Annotated in this window: 23 protein-coding genes and 2 pseudogenes; 16 read left to right on the top strand and 9 right to left on the bottom strand. The window is 63.3% G+C overall.

Features of this window, described 5'->3' with window-relative positions:
• Positions 1 to 43: 43 nt before the first annotated feature.
• Complete coding sequence (locus OKB87_RS00445) at positions 44 to 799, bottom strand: SDR family NAD(P)-dependent oxidoreductase (protein WP_270826118.1); 756 nt, start codon at positions 797 to 799, stop codon at positions 44 to 46.
• Positions 800 to 925: 126 nt separating this feature from the next.
• Here OKB87_RS00445 and OKB87_RS00450 point away from each other — a divergent pair, with 126 nt between their 5' ends.
• From OKB87_RS00450 to OKB87_RS00460, 3 genes are all read left to right on the top strand, one after another.
• Positions 926 to 1,879, top strand: coding sequence for a LysR family transcriptional regulator (locus OKB87_RS00450; RefSeq protein WP_270826360.1), 954 nt, complete (start codon positions 926 to 928; stop codon positions 1,877 to 1,879).
• Positions 1,880 to 2,043: 164 nt separating this feature from the next.
• Positions 2,044 to 2,889, top strand: coding sequence for a deoxyribonuclease IV (nfo, locus tag OKB87_RS00455; protein WP_060389242.1), 846 nt, complete (start codon positions 2,044 to 2,046; stop codon positions 2,887 to 2,889).
• A gap of 33 nt (positions 2,890 to 2,922) precedes the next feature.
• On the top strand, positions 2,923 to 3,912 hold the full coding sequence (locus OKB87_RS00460) for a Gfo/Idh/MocA family protein (protein ID WP_270826119.1): 990 nt from the start codon (positions 2,923 to 2,925) through the stop codon (positions 3,910 to 3,912).
• A gap of 115 nt (positions 3,913 to 4,027) precedes the next feature.
• Here OKB87_RS00460 and OKB87_RS00465 read toward each other — a convergent pair whose 3' ends face one another.
• Complete coding sequence (locus OKB87_RS00465; RefSeq protein WP_113995305.1) at positions 4,028 to 4,936, bottom strand: LysR substrate-binding domain-containing protein; 909 nt, start codon at positions 4,934 to 4,936, stop codon at positions 4,028 to 4,030.
• Positions 4,937 to 5,035: 99 nt separating this feature from the next.
• On the opposite strand from OKB87_RS00465, the gene OKB87_RS00470 reads away from it, so the two are divergent.
• The 4 genes from OKB87_RS00470 to OKB87_RS00485 all read left to right on the top strand — a co-directional run bounded on the left by OKB87_RS00470 (position 5,036) and on the right by OKB87_RS00485 (position 9,446).
• Positions 5,036 to 6,019, top strand: coding sequence for a TDT family transporter (locus OKB87_RS00470; protein ID WP_158197362.1), 984 nt, complete (start codon positions 5,036 to 5,038; stop codon positions 6,017 to 6,019).
• Positions 6,020 to 6,286: 267 nt separating this feature from the next.
• Positions 6,287 to 7,276 (top strand): lauroyl-Kdo(2)-lipid IV(A) myristoyltransferase, encoded by a 990-nt coding sequence (gene lpxM, locus OKB87_RS00475; protein WP_257684971.1) that lies wholly within the window; start codon positions 6,287 to 6,289, stop codon positions 7,274 to 7,276.
• Positions 7,277 to 7,448: 172 nt separating this feature from the next.
• Positions 7,449 to 8,444 (top strand): LpxL/LpxP family acyltransferase, encoded by a 996-nt coding sequence (locus OKB87_RS00480; RefSeq protein ID WP_026080120.1) that lies wholly within the window; start codon positions 7,449 to 7,451, stop codon positions 8,442 to 8,444.
• Positions 8,445 to 8,585: 141 nt separating this feature from the next.
• On the top strand, positions 8,586 to 9,446 hold the full coding sequence (locus tag OKB87_RS00485) for a PA4780 family RIO1-like protein kinase (protein WP_011705970.1): 861 nt from the start codon (positions 8,586 to 8,588) through the stop codon (positions 9,444 to 9,446).
• Between the two features lie 56 nt (positions 9,447 to 9,502).
• On the opposite strand, the pseudogene OKB87_RS00490 reads toward OKB87_RS00485, so the two are convergent.
• The 6 genes and pseudogenes from OKB87_RS00490 to cra all read right to left on the bottom strand — a co-directional run.
• Positions 9,503 to 10,037 (bottom strand): annotated as a pseudogene (locus OKB87_RS00490) (IS1595 family transposase); the annotation flags it as partial.
• The gene (locus OKB87_RS00495; protein ID WP_442866070.1) at positions 9,994 to 10,521 is read right to left on the bottom strand and encodes a helix-turn-helix domain-containing protein; all 528 of its coding nucleotides are present in this window, start codon (positions 10,519 to 10,521) and stop codon (positions 9,994 to 9,996) included. The pseudogene OKB87_RS00490 and the gene OKB87_RS00495, both read right to left, overlap by 44 nt.
• Complete coding sequence (locus tag OKB87_RS23620; protein ID WP_442866068.1) at positions 10,455 to 10,688, bottom strand: leucine zipper domain-containing protein; 234 nt, start codon at positions 10,686 to 10,688, stop codon at positions 10,455 to 10,457. The genes OKB87_RS00495 and OKB87_RS23620 overlap by 67 nt, the downstream gene beginning before the upstream one ends.
• A gap of 83 nt (positions 10,689 to 10,771) precedes the next feature.
• Positions 10,772 to 11,176, bottom strand: a pseudogene (locus OKB87_RS00500) (transposase); the annotation flags it as partial.
• 142 nt (positions 11,177 to 11,318) lie between these two features.
• Entirely contained in the window at positions 11,319 to 12,512 is a 1,194-nt protein-coding gene (locus tag OKB87_RS00505; RefSeq protein ID WP_270826120.1) for an aromatic amino acid transport family protein, read from the bottom strand.
• A gap of 306 nt (positions 12,513 to 12,818) precedes the next feature.
• Positions 12,819 to 13,805 (bottom strand): catabolite repressor/activator, encoded by a 987-nt coding sequence (gene cra / locus OKB87_RS00510; protein ID WP_017410145.1) that lies wholly within the window; start codon positions 13,803 to 13,805, stop codon positions 12,819 to 12,821.
• 305 nt (positions 13,806 to 14,110) lie between these two features.
• Here cra and fruB point away from each other — a divergent pair, with 305 nt between their 5' ends.
• The 4 genes from fruB to OKB87_RS00530 all read left to right on the top strand — a co-directional run bounded on the left by fruB (position 14,111) and on the right by OKB87_RS00530 (position 18,691).
• Complete coding sequence (fruB, locus tag OKB87_RS00515; protein ID WP_270826121.1) at positions 14,111 to 15,211, top strand: fused PTS fructose transporter subunit IIA/HPr protein; 1,101 nt, start codon at positions 14,111 to 14,113, stop codon at positions 15,209 to 15,211.
• Positions 15,211 to 16,200 (top strand): 1-phosphofructokinase, encoded by a 990-nt coding sequence (pfkB, locus tag OKB87_RS00520; RefSeq protein WP_270826122.1) that lies wholly within the window; start codon positions 15,211 to 15,213, stop codon positions 16,198 to 16,200. The genes fruB and pfkB overlap by 1 nt, the downstream gene beginning before the upstream one ends.
• Positions 16,197 to 17,933, top strand: a complete 1,737-nt coding sequence (fruA, locus tag OKB87_RS00525; protein WP_270826123.1) for a PTS fructose transporter subunit IIBC — start codon at positions 16,197 to 16,199, stop codon at positions 17,931 to 17,933. Before pfkB ends, fruA begins: the two co-directional genes overlap by 4 nt.
• A gap of 185 nt (positions 17,934 to 18,118) precedes the next feature.
• Positions 18,119 to 18,691, top strand: coding sequence for a glucose-6-phosphate isomerase family protein (locus OKB87_RS00530; RefSeq protein ID WP_270826124.1), 573 nt, complete (start codon positions 18,119 to 18,121; stop codon positions 18,689 to 18,691).
• A 21-nt stretch (positions 18,692 to 18,712) separates the two neighbouring features.
• Here OKB87_RS00530 and OKB87_RS00535 read toward each other — a convergent pair whose 3' ends face one another.
• Entirely contained in the window at positions 18,713 to 19,720 is a 1,008-nt protein-coding gene (locus OKB87_RS00535; RefSeq protein ID WP_016350646.1) for a LacI family DNA-binding transcriptional regulator, read from the bottom strand.
• Between the two features lie 212 nt (positions 19,721 to 19,932).
• Here OKB87_RS00535 and OKB87_RS00540 point away from each other — a divergent pair, with 212 nt between their 5' ends.
• The 5 genes from OKB87_RS00540 to OKB87_RS00560 are packed head-to-tail and all read left to right on the top strand — an operon-like array spanning position 19,933 to position 24,304.
• Positions 19,933 to 21,699, top strand: coding sequence for a class I mannose-6-phosphate isomerase (locus OKB87_RS00540; protein ID WP_270826125.1), 1,767 nt, complete (start codon positions 19,933 to 19,935; stop codon positions 21,697 to 21,699).
• 5 nt (positions 21,700 to 21,704) lie between these two features.
• Positions 21,705 to 22,136: a PTS sugar transporter subunit IIA gene (locus OKB87_RS00545; RefSeq protein ID WP_242794988.1), complete on the top strand. Its 432-nt coding sequence runs from the start codon at positions 21,705 to 21,707 to the stop codon at positions 22,134 to 22,136.
• Between the two features lie 9 nt (positions 22,137 to 22,145).
• Positions 22,146 to 22,640, top strand: coding sequence for a PTS system mannose/fructose/N-acetylgalactosamine-transporter subunit IIB (locus tag OKB87_RS00550; RefSeq protein WP_016350649.1), 495 nt, complete (start codon positions 22,146 to 22,148; stop codon positions 22,638 to 22,640).
• Positions 22,641 to 22,652: 12 nt separating this feature from the next.
• Complete coding sequence (locus tag OKB87_RS00555; protein WP_139387907.1) at positions 22,653 to 23,456, top strand: PTS mannose/fructose/sorbose/N-acetylgalactosamine transporter subunit IIC; 804 nt, start codon at positions 22,653 to 22,655, stop codon at positions 23,454 to 23,456.
• Positions 23,456 to 24,304 carry a PTS system mannose/fructose/sorbose family transporter subunit IID gene (locus OKB87_RS00560; protein WP_045525257.1) on the top strand — a complete coding sequence of 283 codons (849 nt, stop codon included), beginning with the start codon at positions 23,456 to 23,458 and terminating at the stop codon, positions 24,302 to 24,304. Before OKB87_RS00555 ends, OKB87_RS00560 begins: the two co-directional genes overlap by 1 nt.
• Positions 24,305 to 24,367 lie beyond the last annotated feature (63 nt).

The following is a 24,367-nucleotide window of genomic DNA, read 5'->3' on the forward strand; positions in this document are numbered from 1 at the left end:
GGCTGCCTCTGCTGGCAGCGCCGTATCATCTGAGCAAGCAGGTCTAGAGGAACATGCCGCCCGAGGCTTCGATGCGCTGGGCATTGATCCAGCGGCTGTCAGGGGAGAGCAGGGCGGCAATCACGCCGCCGATGTCTTCCGGTTGGCCCACCCGTCCCAGGGCGGTCTGACCGGCGATGAAGTCGTTGACGGCCTGATTGTCCCGCACCACCCCCCCACCAAAGTCGGTCTCGATGGCTCCCGGCGCCACCACGTTGACGGCGATGCCGCGCGGCCCCAACTCCTTGGCCAGATAGCGGGTCAGCACTTCGACCCCCCCCTTCATGGCCGCATAGGCGGCATAACCGGGCAGCGCAAAGCGGGTGAGGCCGCTCGACAGGTTGAGGATGCGCCCGCCATCGCGGATCAGCGGCAGCAACTGTTGCGTCAGAAAGAACACCCCCTTCAGGTGAATGTTGAACAGGGTATCGAACTGCTGTTCGGTGGTCTGCTCTAGGGTGGCGTGAATGCCGATACCGGCGTTGTTGACCAGAAAGTCGATCTGCTGGCGCTGCCATGCGCCCAGCTGCTCCTGCACCTGGTGGGCGAAGGTGGCAAAGCTGCTGCTGTCGGCCACATCGAGGGGCAGGGCGTGGGCCTTGACGCCGAGTGCGGTCGCCTCGGCCACCACGGCCGACGCTTCATCGGCCTGACTGCGATAGGTGATGATGAGATCGACACCGCGAGCGGCGAGGGCCAGCGCCGCTTGTTTGCCAAGGCCGCGGCTGGCGCCGGTGATGAGTGCGATGGGGTGGGCCATGTGAGGACTCCTGTCTGTGGGTAATGCGCTCGGGATGAGCCGGTGTGATCACTCTATTGTCCGTTGTTGATTGGATAAATAAGGTGATAATGAATGCACTGTTCCAATCGGCGAGACAATGGCGGCATGGATCAACTGGATGCGATGAGGATGTTTGTGCGGGTGGCGGAGCTGGAGAGCTTTACCCGCAGTGCCGAGCAGCTAGGAGTTCCCAAGGCGACGCTCTCGGCGACCATTCGGCGGCTGGAGGAGCAGATGGGTACCCGCCTGCTGCAACGCACCACCCGGCGGGTGCAGCTGACCCCGGATGGCAAGCTCTGTTACGCCCGCTGTCAGGATCTGCTGGCGGACATGGAGGAGTTCAACGCGCTGTTTCGCCAGCAGGGGCAGCTGAGCGGCCAGCTGCGGGTGGACATGCCGAGCCGGATGGCCCGCCATCTGGTGATCCCGGCGCTGCCCGCCTGGCTTGCGGCCCACCCCGACTTGCAACTGCTGCTGAGCAGCACGGACCGGCGGGTCGATTTGGTGCGGGAGGGGTTTGACTGCGTGATCCGTGTCGGGGCACTCGAATCCTCCAGCCTGGTAGCACGCCCCCTCGGCCACTACCGTCAGATCAACTGTGCCAGTGCTGGTTACCTGGCCCGCCATGGAACACCGCGCAGCCTGAGCGAGCTGAGCGACCATCGGCTGGTGCACTACGGTGGCGGCAGCGGGCCCAGGGAGAGTGGTTTCGAGTACCTGCAGGCGGATGGCTCTCGCACCGTGCTGGCGATGAGCGGGGCGCTCACGGTGAACGACAGCGAATCCTATCTGGCGGCGGCGCTGGCCGGGCTTGGCATCATCCAGCTACCGCGAGTCGGGGTGGAGCCACTGCTGACCAGTGGCGAGCTGGTGGCCATCCTGCCAAAGTGGCAGGCGCCGCCGCTGCCCATTCACGCCCTCTATGCCCATCGCCGTCAGCTGGCCCCCCGGGTGCAGGCGTTCATCCATTGGCTGAGCGGCATTCTGGCGTCGGCACTGGAGCCTGGCGGACTGTGCGATGGCGGGCAGCAAAGCGTCGGGAGCGACGCGGCCGATTGACTCGTTGACGTTACTCTCATCGGCGGCCAGTGCTGCGGGCCTCTCTATGGTTGCCATCGACAATCCCGGTTTGGCGCCGGCCGGGCTGCTTGGCATAATGGCGCCCCATGTTGGCCGCCTCTTTGCTGCGCGGCCAGACCCAGCAACAGTGCAGAGGAGATGAGATGAAATTTATCGGAGCCCACGTCAGTGCGGCCGGCGGGGTGGAGAATACCATCGCCCGTGCCCAGGCCATCGGCGCCAATGCCTTCGCCCTGTTTACCAAGAACCAGCGCCAGTGGCAGGCGGCGCCGCTTTCCGAGACCAGCATCCGCGCCTTCAAGCTGGCCTGCGAGAAGGGGGGCTTTCGCCCCGAGCAGATCCTGCCTCACGACAGCTACCTCATCAATCTGGGTCATCCGGACCCCGATGGCCTCGCCAAGTCCCGCGACGCCTTTCTGGACGAAATGAAGCGCTGCGAACAGCTGGGGCTTTGCTACCTCAATTTTCATCCGGGCAGCCACCTGAAGCAGATCCCGGAGGCGGCCAGCCTCAAGCTGGTAAGCGAATCCATCAACTGGGCGCTGGAGCGCAGCCAGGGGGTGACGGCGGTGATCGAAAACACCGCCGGTCAGGGCACCAACCTCGGCTGGTCGTTCGAGCATCTGGCCACCATCATCGACGGGGTGGAAGACAAGAGCCGGGTCGGCATCTGCTTTGACACCTGCCATGCCTTTGCCGCCGGTTATGACCTGCGCACCGCAGAGGCTTGCGCCGCCGTCTTTGCCGAGTTCGAACAGACGGTCGGCTTCAATTATCTGAAGGGGATGCATATCAACGGCGCCAAGTGCACCTTCGGCAGCCGGGTCGATCGCCACCACAGCCTGCGCGAGGGGAACCTGGGGGAGGCGGTGTTCCATCACATCATGAATGACCATCGCTTCGATGGCATTCCGCTGATCCTGGAGACCATTGACGAGTCCATCTGGGGCGACGAGATCCGCTGGTTGCGCAGCCTGGCAAAGGCATGATGACCGACCGGCAGACAGCATAAGGAAACAGGGATGCAACAGAGATCAAGCGACCAGCCGCTGCGCTGGGGCATTGCCGGGGCGGGGGCCATTGCCCGCCGTTTTTGTCAGGATGTGAACGGGCACGCCAGTGGCAGCCGGGTGGTGGCGATCGCCGCCCGTGATCAAGCGCGGGCGCAGACCTTTGCCGACGAGCAGGGCTTGCCCCACGCTCATGGCAGCTATCAGGCGTTGGCGGCCAGCCCACAGGTGGAGGCGGTCTATGTGGCGGTGATCCATCCGGAGCACGCCGCCCTGATCGAACTCATGCTGCTGGCGGGCAAGCACGTGCTGGTGGAAAAACCGGCGGTGACCCGGGTGGCAGACTGGGATCGGCTGGTGCGGCTCGCCGCCGAGCGGGGCCTGCTGTTGATGGAGGCGATGAAGGTGATGTGCTTCCCCGCCATGCGCGAATTGCTGGGGCGGCTTGCCGCCCTGCCGGCCCCCGACAGGCTGCGGGCCGCCTTTGGCTCGGTGCAGGCGCGGGACGGCAAGCTGTTCGACCCGGCGCTGGCCGGCGGCGCCGCCTGGGATGTGGGGGTCTACCCGCTCTGGCTCTATGCCGCCCTCTGTCACCAGCTCGGGCTGGCGGCGGGTGAGCCCGAGGTCACGCTGTCTCGCCAGGCGGGCGAGGTGGACGAAGCCGCCCACTTTGATTTTTCCGGCCCGCTCAAGGCCGAACTGGCCGCCTCCATCGTCGCGGATCTCGACAAGTCGGCCTGGCTGTTTGGGCCCGGCTGGGCGCTGGAGCTGGTGGGCAAGTGGTGGAATCCCCAGCAGATAGCGTGGCGTGGGGGCGACCCCCTGCCAGCCTGGCCACACGACATCGCGCTGCCGGTCGGGGGCGGCGGCATGCAGCACGAGGCGGATCACTTTGCCGACTGCGTCAGACAAGGATTGAGCGACTCGCCCTGGGTGCCGCAGGCGCTGAGCAGACAAGTGCTGGGCTGGGTCGAGCGGGGATTGCAGCCCGCGAAACGCTGAGCCACAAGGCAGAATGCCAAAGAGGGAGAGCCTGGGCTCTCCCTCTTCTATTGCTGCCGATATCCTGGTGGCAAGGGCAATGCCGGGCAATAGGCTGCCCGATCATCCCATTGGCTCAGGTGCTGCTGGTCTGGCTGGGCAACACATCCTCCTGGGCGCGGCAAAATTGCAGAAAGCGGCGCAGGGTGGCGGAGTGATACTTCTGCCGATGCCAGATGAGGGAGAGCTGACGGGGGAAGCGACGGGTCAGGGGCAGGGCCACCAGACGGCCGGCCTGCAATCGATCCGACACCGCCAGGTGGGAGATGAAGGAGATGCCGAGCCCCTTCTCGACCGCCAGCATGACCGCCTCCAGAGTATTTAGCTCGAGCCCGGCCTGCCAGCGGGGCAGTTCGGGCTGGATCTGCTGCTCGAACTGCTCGCGGCTGCCGGACTGGGGCTCGCGCAGCACCCAGGTCTCATCGCTCAGCTGGGCGAGGGAGAGACGGCTGCGGCCGGCGAGGGGGTGAGCGGGCTGGGCCACGATCAGCATCTCGTCGTGGAGCCAGGGCTCGCTGACCAGATCCGGGTGGTGGTTCTCCCCCTCGATCAGCGCCAGATCCAGCTCGAAGTTGGCCAGCAGGTGGCAGAGCTGGTGGGTATTGGTGATGGTGACCCGGGGCGGCTGCCCCAGCTCCTGCTTGCTGGTGGCGAGCAGGGCCGGCAGCAGGTAGTTGCCGATGGTCTGGCTGGCGCCCAGACGCAGCTGGCCGCTCGGTTCGGCATCCGGGCTGAACAGGGTCTCGATATCCTGCATCCGGGTCAGCAGCTCCTCGGCCGCCGGTTGCAGCAGGCGCCCCTCGTTGTTGAGCTGCAATCTGGGGTGAATGCGATCGAACAACGGGGTGGCGAGCTGGCGCTCCAGCTCCTGCAACGACTGGGAGACGGCGCCCTTGCTCAGGCACAGTTCATTGGCGGCCAGCCCCAGATTGCCGTAACGGGCGATGGTGGCAAAGACCTTGAGTTGTTGCAGGGTCAGCTTCATGTTTGGATATCCTGAACGATTGATTTAATTCATTTAGATATCGTAAACGATACAGGGCCATTATCCTATGCCCATCGTCTCTCATCAGAGGTTTCAGACATGATCGCAAGAACCCGTCAATCCTTAGGCAAAGCCCCGACTCCCATGGCAGGGCTGGCGCTCGGGATCGCCAGTCTCGGTTGGTGCTGGGAAAATGCCGGTCACTTCGATGGCCGCCTGCAGTTGCTGGGGGCAGCCATTGCCGCCGTGCTGCTGGTGATCCTGACCTTCAAGTTTCTGCTGCACCCGCGCCTGCTGTGGCAGGATCTGGCCCACCCCGTGGTCGGCAGCGTGGTGCCCACCTATGCCATGGGCACCATGGTGGTCTCCAAGGCGGTCGGCATGCTCGACGCCGGTCTGGGCGAGGGGCTCTGGTTGTTTGCCGTGCTGCTGCACCTGGCGTTCCTGGCCACTTTCGTCTGGCACCGGGCCAAACAGTTTGAAATCCACCACATGGTGCCGAGCTGGTTCGTGCCGCCGGTGGGGATCATAGTCGCTGACGTCGCCTTCCCGGGCGGCCAGTTTGCGGCGCTGGCCAATGGCCTGCTCTGGTTCGGCATGCTCTGCTATGGCCTGATGCTGCCGCTGATGCTCTATCGCCTCATCTTCAGCCATGAAGTGCCGGATGCCGCCAAGCCGACCATCGCCATCCTGGCGGCCCCCGCCAGCCTGTCACTGGCCGGTTACCTGACCGTGAGCGAGGAACCCTCCCTGCTGCTGGTGGCCGTGCTGTTGGGGATTGCGGTGCTGATGACCGGCATCATCTATCTGGCCTTCATCAAGCTGCTGCGTCTGCCGTTCTCACCGGGCTACGCCGCCTTCACCTTCCCGCTGGTGATCGGCGCCACCGCCCTGTTTAAGGTGAGCCACCTGGTCGAGCAGTGGCCCCAGGCTGCCGAGTATGTCGAGCAGATCCGGCTGCTGGCCCACTTCGAACTGGGCGCCGCCACCCTGATCGTCGGCTATGTGGCCCTGCGCTACCTGATGTTCTTCCTGCCACTCGGCGGCAGCGACGAGGTGGCGCACGGCATGGTTCGTCGCTAAGAAGAGGACGGCGAGAGCCGGGATACGGGGCGTTGATGAGCAACCTTGCGGCAGACAAGGGCCATCAACCGGATAATGACCAAGCGCTTTACCCTCGGGTGAAGCGCTTTTTGTACCGGTTCTGGCAGCGAAAGGTGCCATTCATACCCGTTGGCGCCCCATTTTTTGCGCCAGCGCCCAGCCTGGGGGGACAATGATGAATTTCACTGGTATTACCTGTCAGGACGAATACAATGCAGCTCCATTTTCTTAGCTTGATCCCCATCCATGTCTTCCCATGATCCCGTGTTTGACACCCGCTTCGAGGCCAGATTTCTGCATCCACGCTATTGGCTCAGCTGGCTGGCGCTTGGCGTACTGATGCTGCTGGCGTTCGTGCCGGTCCGTCTGCGCGACCGTCTCGCCGCCGCCCTGGCACCGCTGGTGTTCCGTATCTCGAAAAAGCAGATCTATATCGCCAGAACCAACCTGGCACTCTGTTTTCCGCAAAAGAGCGAGGCCGAACGCGACGCCATCCTGATGACCTCGATCCGGGTCGGTCTCAAGAGTCTGCTCGGCTTTGGCGAGTTCTCCGTGCGCAGCCCCGCCTATCTGATGAGCCGGATGCAGGTCAGCGGCTGGGAACATATCGAGGCGGAGCAGGCCGCCGGCCGACCGGTGATCCTGGTGGTGCCCCACAGCTGGCCGGTGGATGCGGCCGGTTACTACTTCACCCGGCGCGGGGTGCCCATGTGCACCATGATGAAGCGGGCACGCAACCCGGTCTTTGACTGGCACCTCAATCGGGCCCGGGCCCGCAACGGCTGCCGGGTCTATGAGCGCAGTGCCGGCATCAAGGCGGTGATCCGTACCATCAAGGGCGGTCGCAGCTTCTTCTATCTGCCGGATCAGGATCATGGCCGCGAGAAGAGCATCTTTGCCCCCTTCTTCGGGCACCCCAAGGCGACGCTGCCGGCGTTGCCACGGCTGGTGCTGGTAAGTGGCGCCAAGGCGGTGCCGCTGCTGGCCTGCTATGACGAGGCCAAGCACTGCTACCGGCTGGAGATCGACGCGCCGTTTGACAACTATCCCACCGAGGATGTGATGGCCGACACCTGCCGGATGAACGACATGGTGCAGCAGCAGCTCTGCCGCGACCCCGGTCAGTACATGTGGTTCCTCAAGATCTTCGACACCCGCGAGGATCAGGTCGGCCTGGATGGTCGCTACGAGGCGGGGATCCAACGCATCCGCAGTGGCTTGCAGCCGCTGCCCTGAGGCGACACTCGTTCATGTCATATGGCCCTGCGGGGCCATTTTTATTGGTGATGGTGACCCGGCATGGGGGGAGGGCTGCCTTGCCTGCCAGCCCGGTGGCCGGGGGGCGTGGCCGCCAAAGTGGAAAAATCTGTCAGGATAATTAAAATAACCGTTTATTTTCTATGACTTGATGGCGGCCATGTCCTCACACGATCCGGTTTTTGACACCTCATTTCATCCTCGTCTGCTGCATCCGCGCTGGTGGGGCAGCTGGCTGGCGCTCGGTCTGCTCTGTCTGCTGGCGCTGGTGCCCCATGGCCTGCGCGACCGGCTCGCCAACCGTCTGGCGCCCACCCTGCTGCGGATGTCAAAGAAGCAGGCCTACATTGCCGAGACCAACCTCAAGATCTGTTTTCCCGAGCTGGACGAGGCAGGCCGTCAGGCCCTGCTGCTCAAATCGATCCGGGTCGGTCTCAAGACCTTCATGGGCTTTGCCGAGCTGACTCTGCGCAGCGCCGCTCATCTGGCCAGCCGCGTCAAGGTGCGTGGCTGGGAGCATATCGAGGCTGAGCGGGCCGCCGGCCGGCCGGTGATCCTGGTGGTGCCCCACACCTGGGCGGTAGACATGATCGGCCGCTACTTCGCCATTCGTGGGCTGACCATGTGTACCATGATGAAGAGCCCGAAGGATCAGGTGTTTGACTGGTACATCAACCGCGAGCGGGCCAAGGGCGGCAAGGTATATGAGCGCAGCGTCGGCATCAAGCCGGCCATCAAGGCGATCCGCAGCGGCGCCAGCTTCTTTTACCTGCCGGATCAGGATCACGGCCGCGAGGCCAGCATCTTCGTGCCTTTCTTCGGCCATCCCAAGGCGACCCTGCCGGCCCTGCCCAAACTGGTGAAACTGACCGGTGCCAGAGCGGTGCCCATTCTCGCCTGTTATGACGAGGAGGAGGGCTGCTACCGGCTGGAGATCGAGCCGCCTTTCGACCCCTATCCCGGTGCGGATCTGGTGGCCGATGTCTGCGCCATGAACGGCATGGTGGAGCAGCAGCTGCGCCAGCATCCCGAGCAGTACATGTGGTTTCTCAAGATTTTCGAGACCATGGAGCATCAGCAAGGGTCGGATGGGTTCTACGAAGAGGGCATTAAGCGGATCCGTGGCGATCTCCCTCCCGGGGAGTGAGGCCGGCCGACCCGGCGGCGCGGGTTATCGCACCGGGATCATCGCGGTTGCCGGTACGCTGGGCGCCGTCAGGAAACAGGGATAGGCAAGTGGCCCGGGAGGGGCTATCTTCTGATGCGCAAATAGGGTAAAAGGGCGGCCATGAAAATTCCAAATCGAATCCAACCTCTGGTTGATGACGGCCTGGTCGATGACGTCATCAGCCGGCTGATGAGCGGCAAAGAGGCCGACGTCTATGTGGTGCGCTGCGGCGACGAGATCCGCTGCGCCAAAGTCTATAAAGAGGCGTCCAAGCGCAGCTTCAAGCAGGCCGTGGTCTATCAGGAAGGGCGCAAGGTGCGCGGCAGTCGTGATGCCCGTGCCATGGAGAAAGGCTCCAAATACGGTCGCAAGCAGCACGAAGAGGTGTGGCAGAACACCGAAGTCGATGCCCTGTTCAAGCTGGCGGCGGCCGGGGTGCGGGTGCCCAGGCCCTATGTCTGCCTCGATGGCGTGCTGCTGATGGAGCTCATCACCGACGAAGAGGGCAATGTCGCTCCCCGTCTCAACGACGTGGCGCTCTCTGCCGAGCAGGCGGTCATCGACCATGCCAAGGTGATCCGTTACGTGGTGCGCATGCTCTGCGCCGGCCTCATCCACGGCGATCTCTCCGAGTTCAACGTGCTGGTGGATGAACAGGGCCCCGTCATCATCGACCTGCCCCAGGTGGTGGATGCCGCCGCCAACAACCAGGCCAAAGCTATGCTGGAGCGGGACGTCAACAACATGCGCAACTACTACGGCATGTATGCCCCCGAGCTGCTCAAGACCCGCTACGCCCGGGAGATGTGGGCCCTGTATGAAGATGGCAAACTGACCCCCGACAGCGAGCTGACCGGCTTGTTCGAGGAGAGCCGCGAGCAGGTGGATCTCGATTCCGTGCTGCACGAGATTGAGAGCGCCCAGGAGGAGGCTCTGGCCCGTCAGGCCAGGATGAAGGCCGAAGAGGAAGACAGCTACTGATCTTGCTGGTGGCCGTGGTCAGTGAACAAAGAGCGCCTTGTGGCGCTCTTTTTTGGCTATGTCCCAATTACGTGTTGCATGGGACGCCCCAGCGCCTCATGCAAGCAACGTGAGACATTCACTTCCCGCCCATAGATAACTTCTCAGATAGTGGGTCGCGACCCCATGGAACCGCTCCATCCACTCCTTCAATCGCCTGTGGTACCCGTTCACATGTTGGATGTGATATGCACCCACCACCCGCTCTCCCGCTCGATTGCGCACCACTTGGTGTGTTATCCCTTGCCCCTTGCTGAAACTCGCATACACCCCGGCACCATCGCTGCACAGGACGGCATCCGGGGTGATAAGCGGCTCAAGCACCGCCTTCACCGCCCTGGCATTCAACTGTTCCAAATGGAAATCGGCCAGGTTGCCTGCTTTGTCTTGCACCACCATCACCGGGATGTAATCCGGCCTTGTGCCTCGGGTATGGCCTTTGCCGATACGCTGGCGGGCCGGGCGGGGCAATCCGCGCTGTCCTTTGAACGACTCTAAGAAGAAGGTCTCATCGACCTCGACGATACCTTCTTCCCGTACCGCTTGGTGGGTTTACACAACTAGCCGGCTGAAACGAATACCAAGTCCGGCGTAGTAAGGAGGAGCGCTGTACCAGCGCCAGACAGGCACTGCGCTCCGTTTCATCAGGATGCAGGACGCTGAATGCCACACGGGAGTGGTCATCCACCGCCACATGCGCATACTCCCATCCTGCCCCCGGAGAGTCTTGGCTGCGGTCACCGGTGACACGATGGCCGGGGCGACGGAAACACCCCAGCTTTTTGATGTCCAAATGCAGCAAGTCACCCGGTTTCTCATGTTCATAGCGTTGTACTGGAGGGGCAGGTGCCAGATCCGCCAGTCGATTCAGTCCCATTCGTTGCAGGATACGGGCGACGGAACTGTGTCCGATGCCCAACGCTTGGCTGATGTGCCGATAAGTCTGTCGTTGCTTGCGCAGTGCGATAATCACCTGTTGTCGCTGGTCATCGATGGCATGGGGACAGAATGCGGGTCGAGAAGAGCGATTGTGCAGCCCATCAGGCCCCTCCTGGCGATATCGCGTGAGCCACTTGTAGCGGTGCGGGTGCTGACCCCGGCGGCGTGAGCCGCTTCTTCAACGCGCAGGCCTTGTTCAAGGATACGCCGGACAAGAAGCTGTCGACCGAAGAGGGTTAATCGGGCATTTTTATGGTTGTTCACTCGGGCACCTCGGATAATTGGTTTGGTTGGTGCCTCCAATTTTGCGGGAATGCCCCGAGTGAACAACCTACAGAGAGATCACAGCTAGCCATGGCCTTCAGAAAGCGGTGACGCCACAAAAAGGCGGTGTTTTTACCGACCCCACAGCGGAGCGCCGCCTGCCGGACAGTCAGACCGTCGATGAGGGCCTGTGCATAGTCTTCCCAGCATTGTGGCTTGCGAAGTCGAGCGAGAGGCGTGTTGGTGAGCACGGAACTGGTGCGCAGACACTGCTTGCAGCGATAACGACGCAGCCCTCGAGACCAGCCCCAGGGAGCCAGCTGTGTGGTCTCGGCCTGGCAGTGAGGGCAACATTGGCATACGGGGAGTTGAGTGGCCAACGAGGTGATGGGATGAGGGGTGGTGAGTTCCTGTTGCGCGAGACGACGCTGACGCGAAGTGAGCAATGGGAAGAGGGACAGTAGCTGTTGAAAGGCTTGGGTATCCATGATGGTGGCCCTCAAGGTGATGACCTACTTCAAGGTTAGCCTTTCAACACATAACTGGGACATAGCCTAGTAAAAGCCCCGCCAACTGGGTTGGCGGGGCTTTGGCTTTTTTGCTATCGGGGCATGCAATACCGGCGCTGGCTTAGAGCGCGGGCAGCAATCCCATGCTGACGCTTATCTGCACCCCGACGATCAGCACCCCCATGGCGCCGGCAAGGCCCAGGGCCAGCACGCCGCCCGGGGCGCGGTAGTGGTGCGCCTCGGCCCGCTTGCGGCTCTGCCACACCAGGGCCACCGGCAGCAGCACCGCCAGCACAGCCAGCGCGATGGCGGCGTAGCCGAGCGCCATGATGAAGCCTTGCGGGAAGTAGAGGGCAAACAGCAGGGGCGGCACGAAGGTGATCATGCCGGTCTGGGTGCGACCCTGCCAGTTGTCCTTGCGGCGGGTCACCTTGGCCATGAAGTCGAACAGCCCCAGCGTCACTCCGAGGAAGGAGGTGGCCAGCGCCAGATCGGCGAACAGATGCATCGCCTGGTTGAAGGCGGGCCAGCTCACCAGATTGCCGACGTTGGCCAGCAGGCTGTCCAGCGCTCCGCCGGTCTGGATCAGGGATTGCTGACCGAGCAGCCCCAGGATGGCGATTTGCCACAGCACGTAGAGGATGAGCGGCAGGGCGGAGCCCCACACGAAGACCCGGCGCAGCTGCTTGGGGCAGTCCCCCAGGTAGAGCATCACGCTCGGGATGGAGCCGTGAAAGCCGAACGAGGTGAAGATGACCGGCAGGCCCGCCAGCAACAAGCCCTGACCGAGCGGCATGGAGAGCAGGTGCTGCCCCTCTGCGCGCGGCAGCAGCAGCCCGAGGACGGCCACCATGATCACCAGCTTGACGGTGAACATCAGTCGGTTGAGGTAATCCACCTGTTTGGTGCCGACGCAGACCATGCCACCAAACAGCAGGGTAAAGGCCCAGGCCGCCTGCTCCTGGCTGAGGGGCAGGCCGGCATCGGCCAGTGCCTGGGCCAGCAGGCTGCTGCCGCCGCTGATGTAGGCGGAGGCCAGCGAGTAGAACAGCATCAGGATGCAGAAGGAGGCAATGCGCTTGCCCCAGGGGCCGAGCAGGTGATCCGCCAGCTGGTGCAGGTACCACTTGCCAGTGTTGAGGCTGGCTTCCACCTGCAGCATGGCGGTAAAGGCCATCAGGCCCCACAGGCCGATCATCAGCAGCAGGGTGGCGGGCCCGCCAAGGGAGGAGGAGGCCAGCGGCAGGGCCAGCATGCCGGCGCCTATGGTGGTGCCGGCAATCAACAGGGTACATCCCAGGGTTTTGGTATTCATGGTGTCCATCCGAATCGAGAAACTGCGCCGTGCGCAGCAGGCATATGAGGTGTTGGCAAGGCGCCTCCGGGGTCGAGACCGGAGGCTAGCAATATCGGAGTGAACCCATCGTTACGAAAAACCCGCTGGTTGTAAAAGATGGTTGCCAACTTAGCGAATTAAAATGTTGGATACAAGCGTGTAAAGGCGGATTTTGTACTGAGTGGGCAGAATAAGTGGAAATAAAAAATGACAGGAGTGTGCTTTGACTGGTGAAAAAACGCGCCGCTGCGAACCAGGTCGCAGCGGCGCGTGATGCAGAGAGGATTAACGGCGGCGCTTGAGGGTACGGCTCACATAGTGCAGCCCGCACTGATATTCACCGCCAATCGCCTTGAGGGCCAGCTCGAGCGCCTGGCTGGCGAGGGCATCGTGCTGCTGGGGCAGGGAGTTGATGCCGAAGGGGAGAAAATCGAGCAGGCGATCGTCGCCGAAGGTGGCCATGGCCAGCCGGCTCATGTCGGTCTCCTGTTCCAGCAGATAGTCGAGCACCCCCTCCATCAGGATGTAGGAGGTGGCTACCAGTGCCTGGGGCAGCTGGCCGAGCTGTTGATGCAGCGTCTTGATCAGGCGGTAGCCCTCGGCGCGGGAGAAGTGGGCCCCTTCACACAGATGGCAAGCCGTGCTGTGGCTGGCGACGGCCTGCTCGAAGCCTGCCTTGCGTTCCCGACTGATCGTGAGCGCCGGCAGCGCGGTGATCAGGGCGATGTGCTTGATTGCCGGCGAGAGCAGGGAGGCGGTGAGATCGCAGCTCGCCTTCTGGTTTTCGCTGGCCACGGTGACGAACTTGTCGGCCGCCATGGCCCGGTCGATGGCGAGTACCTGGATGCCGCGCGTCTGCAGGCCGAGGTAGAAGGGATCTTCGGGTGGCAGGCAACTGGCCACCAGCAATGCATCCACGTGGCGGCTGGCCAGCATCTCGGCCAGTTCTTTTTCGGTGGCGGGGTCATCTTCCGAGCAGACGATCAGCAGCTGATAACCCTGTACCCGCGCCCCTTGCTCCAGCCGTTTGGCGAGCTTGGCGTAACTGGCGTTCTCCAGGTCGGGCAGGATGAAGCCCAGGGTCTTGGTCTGGCCACCACGCAGGGAGGCGGCGCGGCTGTCCGGCTGGTAGTTGTGGGCGGTGACCACCGCCATCACCTTGTCGCGGGTGGCCTGGCTGATGCGGTATTGGTCGGCCTTGCCATTGATCACATAGCTGGCCGTGGTGCGCGAGACACCGGCGAGGGCGGCGATTTCATCCAGTTTCATCATGTTGGCTCTGTTTGAGTTGCAAGGCCCACGGGCACTGCCTGGTGAGGGCACCGAAAAGTGTGCGCGGGATCATATCATTGAAAAGCACTCTTTGTGGGTACTTGATCAATTCGCTGAAACGATTCAGTCTGAGTGTAAGTGAAACGATTCAGCTTGTCAGCAGACAATCGATGGCCGGGCATAAAAACCGGGTATGACCCGCGAAGGGATGCAATCCGGTCTATTGTCAGCAGGCGAGTGGTACGAATGGTTATGTTTGATGAGCCGGTACGGTCAGGCCGCCCGGCACCTGATGGAGAATCTCTATGTTGAAGTTGGCGCGACAGCAGATCCTGCTGGGGCAGTCGGTGGCGACCAAGGCCGAAGCCATTGCCCTGTTGGCAGGCAAACTGACCGAAGCCGGTCTGGTGGAAGCGGGATATGTAGATGGCATGCTGGCACGTGAAGCGCAGCACGCCACCTATCTTGGCAGCGGCATCGCCATTCCCCACGGCACCACCGACACCCGGCATCTGGTGAAGAACACCGGCGTCATGGTGGCCCAGTTCCCGCAGGGCATCGAGTGGGACGAGGGGCAGATCGCCTACGTCGCCATCGGCATCGCCGCCAAGTCCGACGAGCATCTGGGTATTTTGCGCCAGCTCACCCACGTGCTGGGGGACGAGCAGGCGGCGGCACAATTGAAAGAGGCTACCGATGCCGACACCATCATCAATATCCTGACCGGTGCGACGGCGGCCAAAGAGGTGCAGTTCCTGACCCTGGCCGACTTCCCGGCGGACGATCGCGACCAGCTGCTGCTGGGCGCAGCCGCCCGCGCCAAATCCGCCGACTGGGGGGATGCCGCCATGGTGAGTGCCCTGCTGGCAAGTGAACCTGCCTACCTGGGCGAAGGCATCTGGCTGGCGCGGGCACAAGCAGCCCAGACCGGCTGGGTGCTGGCAACGCCTAGCACTGCACTGAACGCAGGGGAGCAACCGGTCAGCGCCCTGCTGCTGCTGTGCGCCGCAGATAGCGGCCATCTGGCGCAGCTCGACAACCTGGCCAAACTGGCCGCTGCCGGTCAGCTGGCCACGCTGGCAGGGGGCGAGGGGCTGGCCATGCTGCAAGCGGGGCCGGCCAGCGGTCTTAGTGAAACCTTCACCATCATCAACCCCCATGGGTTGCACGCCCGTCCCGGTGCCATGCTGGTCAAGGTGGCCAAAGAGTATGAATCCGACATCCGGGTAGCGAATCTGGATGGCAGCGGCGAGGCGGTCTCCGCCAAGAGCCTGATGAAGGTCATCGGTCTGGGCGTCAAGTGCGGGCACCGTCTGGCGTTTCGCGTCGAAGGCCCGGATGCAGAAGCCGCGCTAAAGGGCATAGGCGCCGCCATTGCGGCCGGGCTGGGCGAGGGGGTGCACTGATGGACCTAGTGACCATCACCCTCAACCCTGCGCTCGATCTCACCACCCGTCTCGAGGCGATGAGCCTGGGCGAGGTGAACCTGGTGAGCGAGGCCAACCTGCGTGCGGCGGGCAAGGGGATCAACGTCGCCATGGTGCTCAAGGACTTGGGCCGCGAGGTGGGCGTCACCGGCTGGCTTGGCGCCGATAACCAGCAGAGCTTTGACTCCCTGTTTACGGAGCGTGCCCTGGCCGATCACTTCGTGCGCGTGGCGGGCAGCACCCGCATCAACGTCAAGATTTCCGAGCAATCCGGTCGGGTCACCGATCTCAATCTGCCGGGGCTCACCATCCACCAAGGGGAAGTGAGCGCCCTGGAGCAGGCCATCGACGAACTGGCAGCGCATGCCGACTGGTTCGTGCTGGCGGGCAGCCTGCCCAAAGGGGTGGCCCCCGATTACTGCGCCCATCTGATCCGCCTGCTCAAGGCCAAAGGCAAGCAGGTGATCTTCGATTGCAGCGGCGTGGCCTTAAGCGAAGGGATCAAGGCGGCGCCGACCCTGGTCAAACCCAATCTGGAAGAGCTGAGCCAGTGGGCGGGCCGCCCCATCAAGACCCTGAGCGAGCAGGCCGAGTGTGCCCGCGCACTGCAGGCCAGCGGGATCCCCAACGTGGTGATCTCCAACGGAGCCGATGGCCTCATCTGGTTTGCCCCGGATGCCGTCTGGCAGGCGATTCCGCCGCGCATGCAGGTGGTCAGCACGGTCGGTGCCGGCGATTCCCTGGTGGCAGGTCTTGCCCATGGTCTCAGCTTTGGCTGGACGCCGGAGCAGACCCTGCGGCTGGCCACTGCCGTCTCCGCGCTGGCGGTTAGCCAGGTGGCGGTCGGCTTTAGCAATATCAGTGTGCTCAACCCCTTGCTTGAACAGGTGCGCGTACAGTGTCTGGATGCCCTGGCACCGGTTCAATGCCATACCCCCTCAATGGAAAACTCAGGAGATGCCCAATGAAAGCAATCTTGGTTACGGCTTGCCCGGCGGGCATTGCTACCAGCTTTCTCGCTGCAAAACGGATAGAACAGCAGGCCAAACTGGCTGGCTGGGAGCTCACCCTCGACGTCGGCTCCAGCGTACAGCCCCGCCAGGTACCGGACAAGGCGCAGATTGCCGCGGCCGACCTGGTGCTGGTTGTCGCCAGCGCTCCGGTGGATCTCGCCGCTTATGATGGCAAGCGGGTCTATCAGGGCAGCATGGATCTCGCTCTGCAAGATCCGGCCGCCTTGCTGGAAGCAGCCGCCAGCGGCGCCAGTGTTTATCGTCATCAAGCCGCCTCCGCCGTTGCCAATGCTGCCGCCAAACCGGCCGCCGCTAGCAAGCGCATCGTGGCGGTGACCGCCTGCCCGACCGGGGTGGCCCACACCTTTATGTCGGCAGAAGCGCTGGAGACCATGGCCAAACAGCTGGGTTATCAGATCCGTGTCGAGACCCAAGGCTCGGTCGGTGCCCAGAACGCCCTGACTGCCGAGGAGATTGCATCCGCCGATCTGGTGTTCCTCGCCACCGACATCGAGGTGGACATGGCCCGTTTCGACGGCAAGCCGGTCTATCGCACCAGCACGGGCGCGGCGCTGAAGAAAACCCGTGCCGAGCTCGACAAGGCCTGGACCGAGGCGAAAACCTATCGCCACAGCGGCGCCAGCCAACCCAAGAAAGAAGAGAAGGCTGGCCCCTACAAGCACCTGCTGACCGGGGTCTCCTTCATGCTGCCCATGGTGGTGGCGGGCGGCCTCATCATCGCGCTCTCGTTCGTGTTCGGTATCGAGGCGTTCAAGGTGGAAGGCACCCTGGCCGCGGCCCTGATGAAGATCGGTGGCGGCTCCGCCTTCGCCCTGATGATCCCGGTGCTGGCCGGCTACATTGCCTACTCGATCGCTGACCGTCCGGGCCTCGCCCCCGGCATGATCGGCGGCATGCTGGCAAGCTCGCTGGGCGCCGGTTTCCTTGGCGGCATCGTGGCCGGTTTCCTGGCCGGTTACAGCGCCAAGTACCTGAGCGACAAGGTGCGCCTGCCGGTGACCCTGGAAGCGCTCAAGCCGATCCTGATCATTCCGCTGTTTGCCAGCCTGTTTACCGGCCTGGTGATGATCTACGTGGTGGGTGGCCCGGTGGCCGGCATCATGAATGCCATGACCACCTTCCTCAACAACATGGGCTCCGCCAACGCCGTGCTGCTGGGTGTCATCATCGGTGCCATGATGTGCTTCGACATGGGCGGCCCGGTCAACAAGGCGGCCTACGCCTTCGGGGTCGGTCTGCTGGCCTCCAAAACCTACGCCCCCATGGCTGCCGTGATGGCCGCCGGCATGGTGCCGGCGCTGGGGATGGGGATCGCCACCTTCCTGGCCCGCACCAAGTTCATCAAGGCGGAGCAGGAAGCAGGCAAGGCCTCCTTCGTGCTGGGTCTGTGCTTCATCTCCGAGGGGGCCATCCCGTTTGCAGCCAAGGATCCGATGCGGGTCATCCCGGCCTGCATGGTGGGTGGCGCCCTGACCGGTGCGCTCTCCATGCTGTTCGGTTGCGAGCTGATGGCGCCCCACGGCGGTCTGTTCGTGCTGTTCATCCCGCACGCCATCAGCAACGTCATGATGTATATCGTGGCGATTGCGGCAGGCTCGCTGTTGACCGGTGTCTCCTACGCCATGCTCAAGCGCGGTGAAGAGCAGGCCAAACTGGCCACGGCATAAGCCGCCAGCCAGCGATACGCCATACAAGAGAGCGGCCTTTGGGCCGCTTTTTTATTGCCCAAATTTATTGTCCAAAAAAGTGACGAGGATGGTGCAACCTGGCTTGTGGTTAATGGATTAACCCTCTAGCGTGGGACCCCGAAGGGCGCCGACGCGCCTGTTGATAACCCGATCCCCAGGAGCAGATGATGATCCCCATGATCCCCCCCATTCTTGACTTTGCGACCGGTAGACTCGCTGGCGCCGAGCTGGTGGAAAAGAGCACCCCCCTGGCCGACCTGCAGGGCCTGTTTGCCGATCCGCACGCCGCTGCGGCGCTGCCGTCCGAGACACGGCTCTATCGGGTCGCCATGCTGCCCGGCCATGGTGGCGAGGGGGATCTCAACATGGGGGTCACCTATCTGGAGGCGGGCCGGGTCGGCCAGGAGTTCTTCATGACCCGCGGTCATCTCCATGCGCGCGTCGAGCAGGCGGAATACTACTTCGGGTTGTGCGGGCAGGGGTTGTTGCTGCTGCAGGATATGGCCGGTGTCTGCCGGCTGGAGCAGGTCTTCGCCGGCAGCGTTCACCATATCCCAGGCCATGTGGCCCATCGACTCATCAACACCGGCGAGACGCAGCTCTCGGCGCTGGCGGTCTGGCCCGCCGTTGCAGGTCACGATTACGGTGCGCTGGGAGCGCGTGGCTTCGGCCTGCGGGTGCTGGCCGGGGAGGATGGCACGCCCCGAATTGTCACTTCTGCCGGGCAAGCCACTTGAAACAGCGCGTGCGGCGGCCCGCTAGGGGCTGCCGCAGGATTGGCGCACCACCAGGGTGGGGGGCAGTATGATGCTCTTGGCCGGTTCGTCGTTGCCGGCCATCCGCTCGAGCAGCAGCTCGCCGGCTTTTCGGCCGATCTCCCGCGACGCCACCGAGACGGTGGTGAGGGGAGGGTCCACCAGCGCGGTTTCCGGCAGATCGTCAAAGCCTACCAGTGCAAAGTCCTGACCGATGACCCGCCCCAGCTTGCGCAGCGCCAGAATGGCGCCGAGCGCCACCACGTCCTGATAGCAGACCGCCGCCGTCACCTCGGGATGCTGTTCCAGCAGCGCCGTGATGGCACGGGTGCCTTCCACCCGGCTGGCGCCGCAGCCGATGATCCACTCCGGCCTTGGGGAGATGCCGTGTTCGAGCAACTTGCTCATGTAGCCGCCGAGGCGCTGGGAGCGACTGATAGAGGCAGGATTACCCCCGACAAAGGCGATGTGGCGGTGACCCAGCTTCAGCAGGTGTTCGGTCGCCAGCTGGCAGCCCAGGAAGTTGTCGGTGCCGACGAAGTCGATCGCCACGTCCGGCACCGGTCGCACGATCAGAATGGTGGGCATGCGGCGGCGCTGCAGGCTCTCGAAGAAGCTGCGGGGAGTGGTCTGGGTGGCGCAGATCACCATACCGGCGGCGTTGTTGCGCTGCAGCGAGTCGGTGAACTGCTGCTGCCGAGTGGCCGACTCCTCGCTGTTGGCCAGAAACAGCATCAGATCGTGATGCTCCATCTCCCGGCTGAGGCCCGCCGTCATCTCCGCATAGAAGGGGTTGGTGATGTCGTGCAGCAACAGACCGACCTGGTTGCTGCTCTTGTTGCGCAGGTTGGCGGCGGTCTGGTTGTAGACATAGCCGAGCTCGTCGATGGCCCTGAGTACCCGCTGGCGGGTGTGCTCGGAGATGCGCCCCTTGTTGCGCAGGGTCATGGAGACGGTGGCAGTCGACACCCCCAGATGGCGGGCGATGTCGGCAACGGTCACATTGCTCATGGGATGGATCCTGTCAGGGAGTAGGCCTCAAAGGTATATCGATTAACCTTTTCTTGTTCACTTGCCATGATGAAATTGCCGTCATGATCACATATTTCGCCCATCTTGGCGATCAAATACACCATTTTATGAGGTTAATCTTGTTTATCAGGTTGTGGTTAACAGGTTAATCGATTTATCTCTTTCGTAGGTGTCAACGAGAGAGCAAGCCAATGATTCATTCGAGTTACGTCTCCAACTACGACAAATTCCCGGAAGTGGTGGTCGCCGGCCATGAGGGCGCCGCCTGCGCCGGCTGGCACGAGATAGCCCGGCGACTGCAGGCCGCGGCAGACGGGCAAGGTGGGGCAAAGGTGGTGCTGGTGATCGACTGCTATCACGGCGTGGATCAGGACGAGCTGCGTAGCCAGCTGCTGGCGAGGCTTGGGCCCCACACGCTCATCGAGGTGGAGCAGGCCCGCCTGCCCGAATCAAAAGTGCTGGCGATGCTGGAGCGCTTCATCACCGAGGACCGGGTGTTTGGCGTGCTGGCCCCCCACAAGATGGTGGAGTTTTTTGACCCGGCCGCGCTGGTGCGCCTGCAGCGGCAGGTCGCAGAGATAACCGGTGGCCTGGTGGTGGTGATGGGCAGTGGCGCTTCGCTGGTGGCGAGGGGGGATGTGCGGGTCTATGCCGATCTCGCCCGCTGGGAGATCCAGCAGCGACTGCGGCGCAAGGAGCTGGGCAACTGGGGGGCCGGCAACGAGGAGGAGGACATACTGCGCCGCTACAAGCGTGCCTTCTTCATCGAGTGGCGGGTGTTTGACCGCCATAAACTGGCCCAGCTGCCCACCATCGATTTCCTGCTCGACACCAACACCCGAGGCAAGCCGACCCTGGTGACGGGGCAGGCGCTGCTGGCGGGGTTGCATCAGGCAGCGCGCCAGCCGTTTCGGGTGGTACCCTTCTTCGACCCCGGGGTCTGGGGCGGGCAGTGGATGAAGCAGGTGTGCGATCTGGACCCGGCCCAACCCAACTATGCCTGGTGCTTTGATTGCGTACCGGAAGAGAACAGTCTCTACCTGCGCATTGGCGAAGTGCGGGTGGAGATCCCGTCGCAAAACCTGGTGCTGTGCCAGCCCAGCGCCCTGCTCGGGGAGCGGGTACATGCCCGCTTTGGCGCCGAGTTCCCGATCCGGTTCGATTTTCTCGACACGGTGGGGGGGCAGCCGCTCAGCCTGCAGGTGCATCCGCTGACCGAATACATCCAGCAGGAGTTCGGCATGCACTACACCCAGGACGAGAGCTACTACCTGCTCGATACCAAGCCGGACTCTTGCGTCTACCTCGGCACCCGCACCGGCATCGACCCGCAGGCGATGCTGGCGGAGCTGGCCGCCGCCCAGCGCGGTGAGAAGCCCTTCGATGACGAGCGCTTCATCAACCGCTTCCCGGCCCGTAAACACGATCACTTTCTGATCCCGGCCGGGACCGTCCACTGCTCGGGAGAGGGGGCCATGGTGCTCGAGATCAGCGCCACCCCCTACATCTTCACCTTCAAGCTGTGGGACTGGGGCCGGGTCGGGCTCGACGGCATCCCGCGCCCCATCCATCTGGCGCATGGCAGCAAGGTGATCCAGTGGGAGCGCGACACCGACTGGACCCGCGAGCACCTGGTCAATCGCATCGAGCTCATTGCCGAGGGGCCGGGCTGGCGCGAGGAGCGCACCGGGCTGCACGAGCGGGAATTCATCGAGACCCGTCGCCACTGGTTCAGCGTGCCGGTGGAGCACGACACCGGCGGCACCGTGCAGGTACTCAATCTGATCGAGGGGAGGGAGGCGACGGTGGAGAGTCCCGACCATGCGTTCGCGCCGTTTGTGGTGCACTACGCCGAGACCTTCATCGTCCCGGCCTCGGTGGGGCGCTATCGCATCCGTCCGAGTGGCGAGAGTGAAGGGGCGACCATCGCCACCATCAAGGCCTATGTGAGGGGGTAACCAAGATGCTGAGGATCCTTATCGCAACCCATGGTTCACTGGCGCCGGCCCTGCTGGCCAGCGCCAGCATGGTTTACGGCGAACTGCCGGCGGTGGCGACCGTCTCCCTCACCGAAGAGGGGGGAATCGAGGCCTTTCGCACCGAGTTTGAACAGACCCTGCGCCGCCATGGCGCGGGGGCTGACGGGGTGCTGGTGCTGTGCGACATGGAGTGCGGCACCCCCTACAACGTGGCGTGCCGCTGCGCGTTTGACCCCGAATGGCCGCAGCCGCTGGCGGTGGTGACCGGGGTCAACTTCCCCATGCTGCTGATGAGCGCCGATCTGCTGGATGCCGTGGATGTGCACGAGGCTGCCCGCCAGTTGCTGGCCCAGGCGCTGGAATCCATGGTGATTGCGGCCCCGGCGGCTGCGCACCAGCAAGACGACAACTTCTAGGAGAGCGAGATGGCCATTTCATTTGTACGCATTGACGATCGGGTGATCCACGGTCAGCTGGTGACACGCTGGGCCAGGGAGCTGCCTTGCGACGGCATCGTCGCGATCGATGACGAGGTGGCGGCCGATCCGCTGCTCTCCCAGGTGATGATCGGTGCCGTACCGGACACCCGGGTATGGTTGTTCGACGTGGCGACGGCCATTGCCAAGCTGCCCAAGGTGATCGCCAGCGACAAGCGCTACTTCGTGATCGGCAAGTCGCCGGTCACCCTGCAGCGGCTCTGCGCCGCCGGCATCTCCCTTGAGAACCACAACGGCAAGATCAACGTCGGGCCCATGAGTGCCCGCGAGCAGACCACCACCATAGGCCCCAACCAGTCGGTCACGGCGCAGGAGATCGCCGCCTTTGACTACCTGGCCGGCCTTGGCCACGACATTGACTTTCGGCTGGTGCCGGACGCCAGCCACTACAGCTGGGCGGATGCCCAGAAAAAGCTGAAATAGGGAGCAGACATCATGTTTCTGGAAGCAACACTCATCGGGATACTCTGTTATCTCGGTGCCCTCAGCAGCCCCTGGCTGCTGGGATTGACCGGGGGCTGGTACACCATCACCCGCCCGCTGGTCTCGGGCATGCTGGTGGGAGCCATCCTCGGTGATATCCAGACCGGGATCCTTATCGGGGTGGCGGTGCAGGCGGTCTATATCGCCATGGTGACGCCGGGCGGTTCCATGCCGGCGGATCTCAACTTCGTCGCCTTTCCGGCCATTGCGCTGGGCATACTGTCGGGCAAGGAGCCGTCGGTGGCGGTGGCCATTGCCGCCACCATCGGCATCGCCGGTACCATCCTCTTCAACTTCATGATGGTGCTCAACTCCTACTGGAACCACAGGGCCGACGTGGCGCTGGAGCAGGGGGACGAGCAGGGGGTCTACCTCAACAGCGCCATCTTCCCGCAGGCCAGCAACTTCGTGCTGCGCTTCGTGCCCACCTTCATCGCCGTCTATTTTGGCAACCAGTACATCGAAGGCTTCATGAACAGCCTGCCGGAGCTGGTGATCCGCACCATGACGGTGGTGGGCGGCATACTGCCGGCGGTCGGCATCGCCATCCTGCTCAAGCAGATCATCAAGCAGAGCAGCATGCTGATCTACTTCCTGGTGGGCTTTGTCGGCATCGTCTTTCTCAAGCTCAACATGGTGGGGCTGGTGATGATCGGCGCCCTGCTTGCGCTCATCCACTACAACTACAAGCCGGAGCCGCGCCCAGCACCGGCTACCCGCGCTGCCACCCAAACCGACGATGAGGATGAATTCTGATGGACGCAAAGCTGCAAGCGGGTCAGCCGGTGAACAAGGCGCCGGTGGCCCTCACTCCCAAGGATCTGCGTGCCTGCTGGCGCGCCTGGATGATGTACAACCTCTCCTCCATGAGCTTCGAGCGGCTCGAATCCTTCGGCTTCTGCCTTGGCATGATGCCGGCGCTGAAAAAACTCTATCCCGGCAAGGCGGAGCGGACGGAGGCGATGAAGCGTCACGCCTCCTTCTACAACACCGAGCCTCAGCTTGGCGCCATCATCAACGGGTTGGCGGTGGGGCTGGAGGAGAAGCGGGCCAACGGCGAGCGGATCGATGGCGAGACCATCAACACCCTGAAAGTCGGCTTGATGGGCCCCATCGCCGGGATCGGGGACTCCATGATCCCGGGCATGCTGGTGCCCATTCTGCTCAGCATCGGCATGGCGCTGGCCGCCGGCGGCAGCGTGCTGGGGCCGCTCTTTTACATCATCAGCTTCAACGCCATCGTCATCACCGGCTCCTACATGCTGTTCATGAAGGGCTACCGGATGGGGACCGGCTCGGTGGAGGCACTGGTGAGCTCGGAGTCGGTCAAGCTGCGCGAGGCGCTCTCCCTGCTCGGGGTCTTCGTGATGGGCGGGGTGGCGGCCAGTTACGTCAATCTCTCCACCGGGCTCGATTTCGTCACCTCCGATGGGGTCAACATCCAGCTGCAGGCCATGCTGGACGGTATTTTTCCCAAACTGATGCCGCTGCTGGTGGTGCTTGGCACCTGGTATCTGATGGCCAGACGCAACGTCTCGCCGGTCAAGGCCATGCTGGGGCTGCTGGTCGTGGCCTTTGTCGGGGTCGCCGTCGGGCTCTTCTAGGCCGGTTGAGGGTGAGCACAGACAGGGGAGAGCAGGGCTCTCCCTTTTTATGGGCTGGATGAT

It is taken from the genome of Aeromonas sp. Y318-1 (assembly GCF_027706125.1).
In the GTDB taxonomy this organism is placed as follows: Bacteria; Pseudomonadota; Gammaproteobacteria; order Enterobacterales; family Aeromonadaceae; genus Aeromonas; species Aeromonas hydrophila.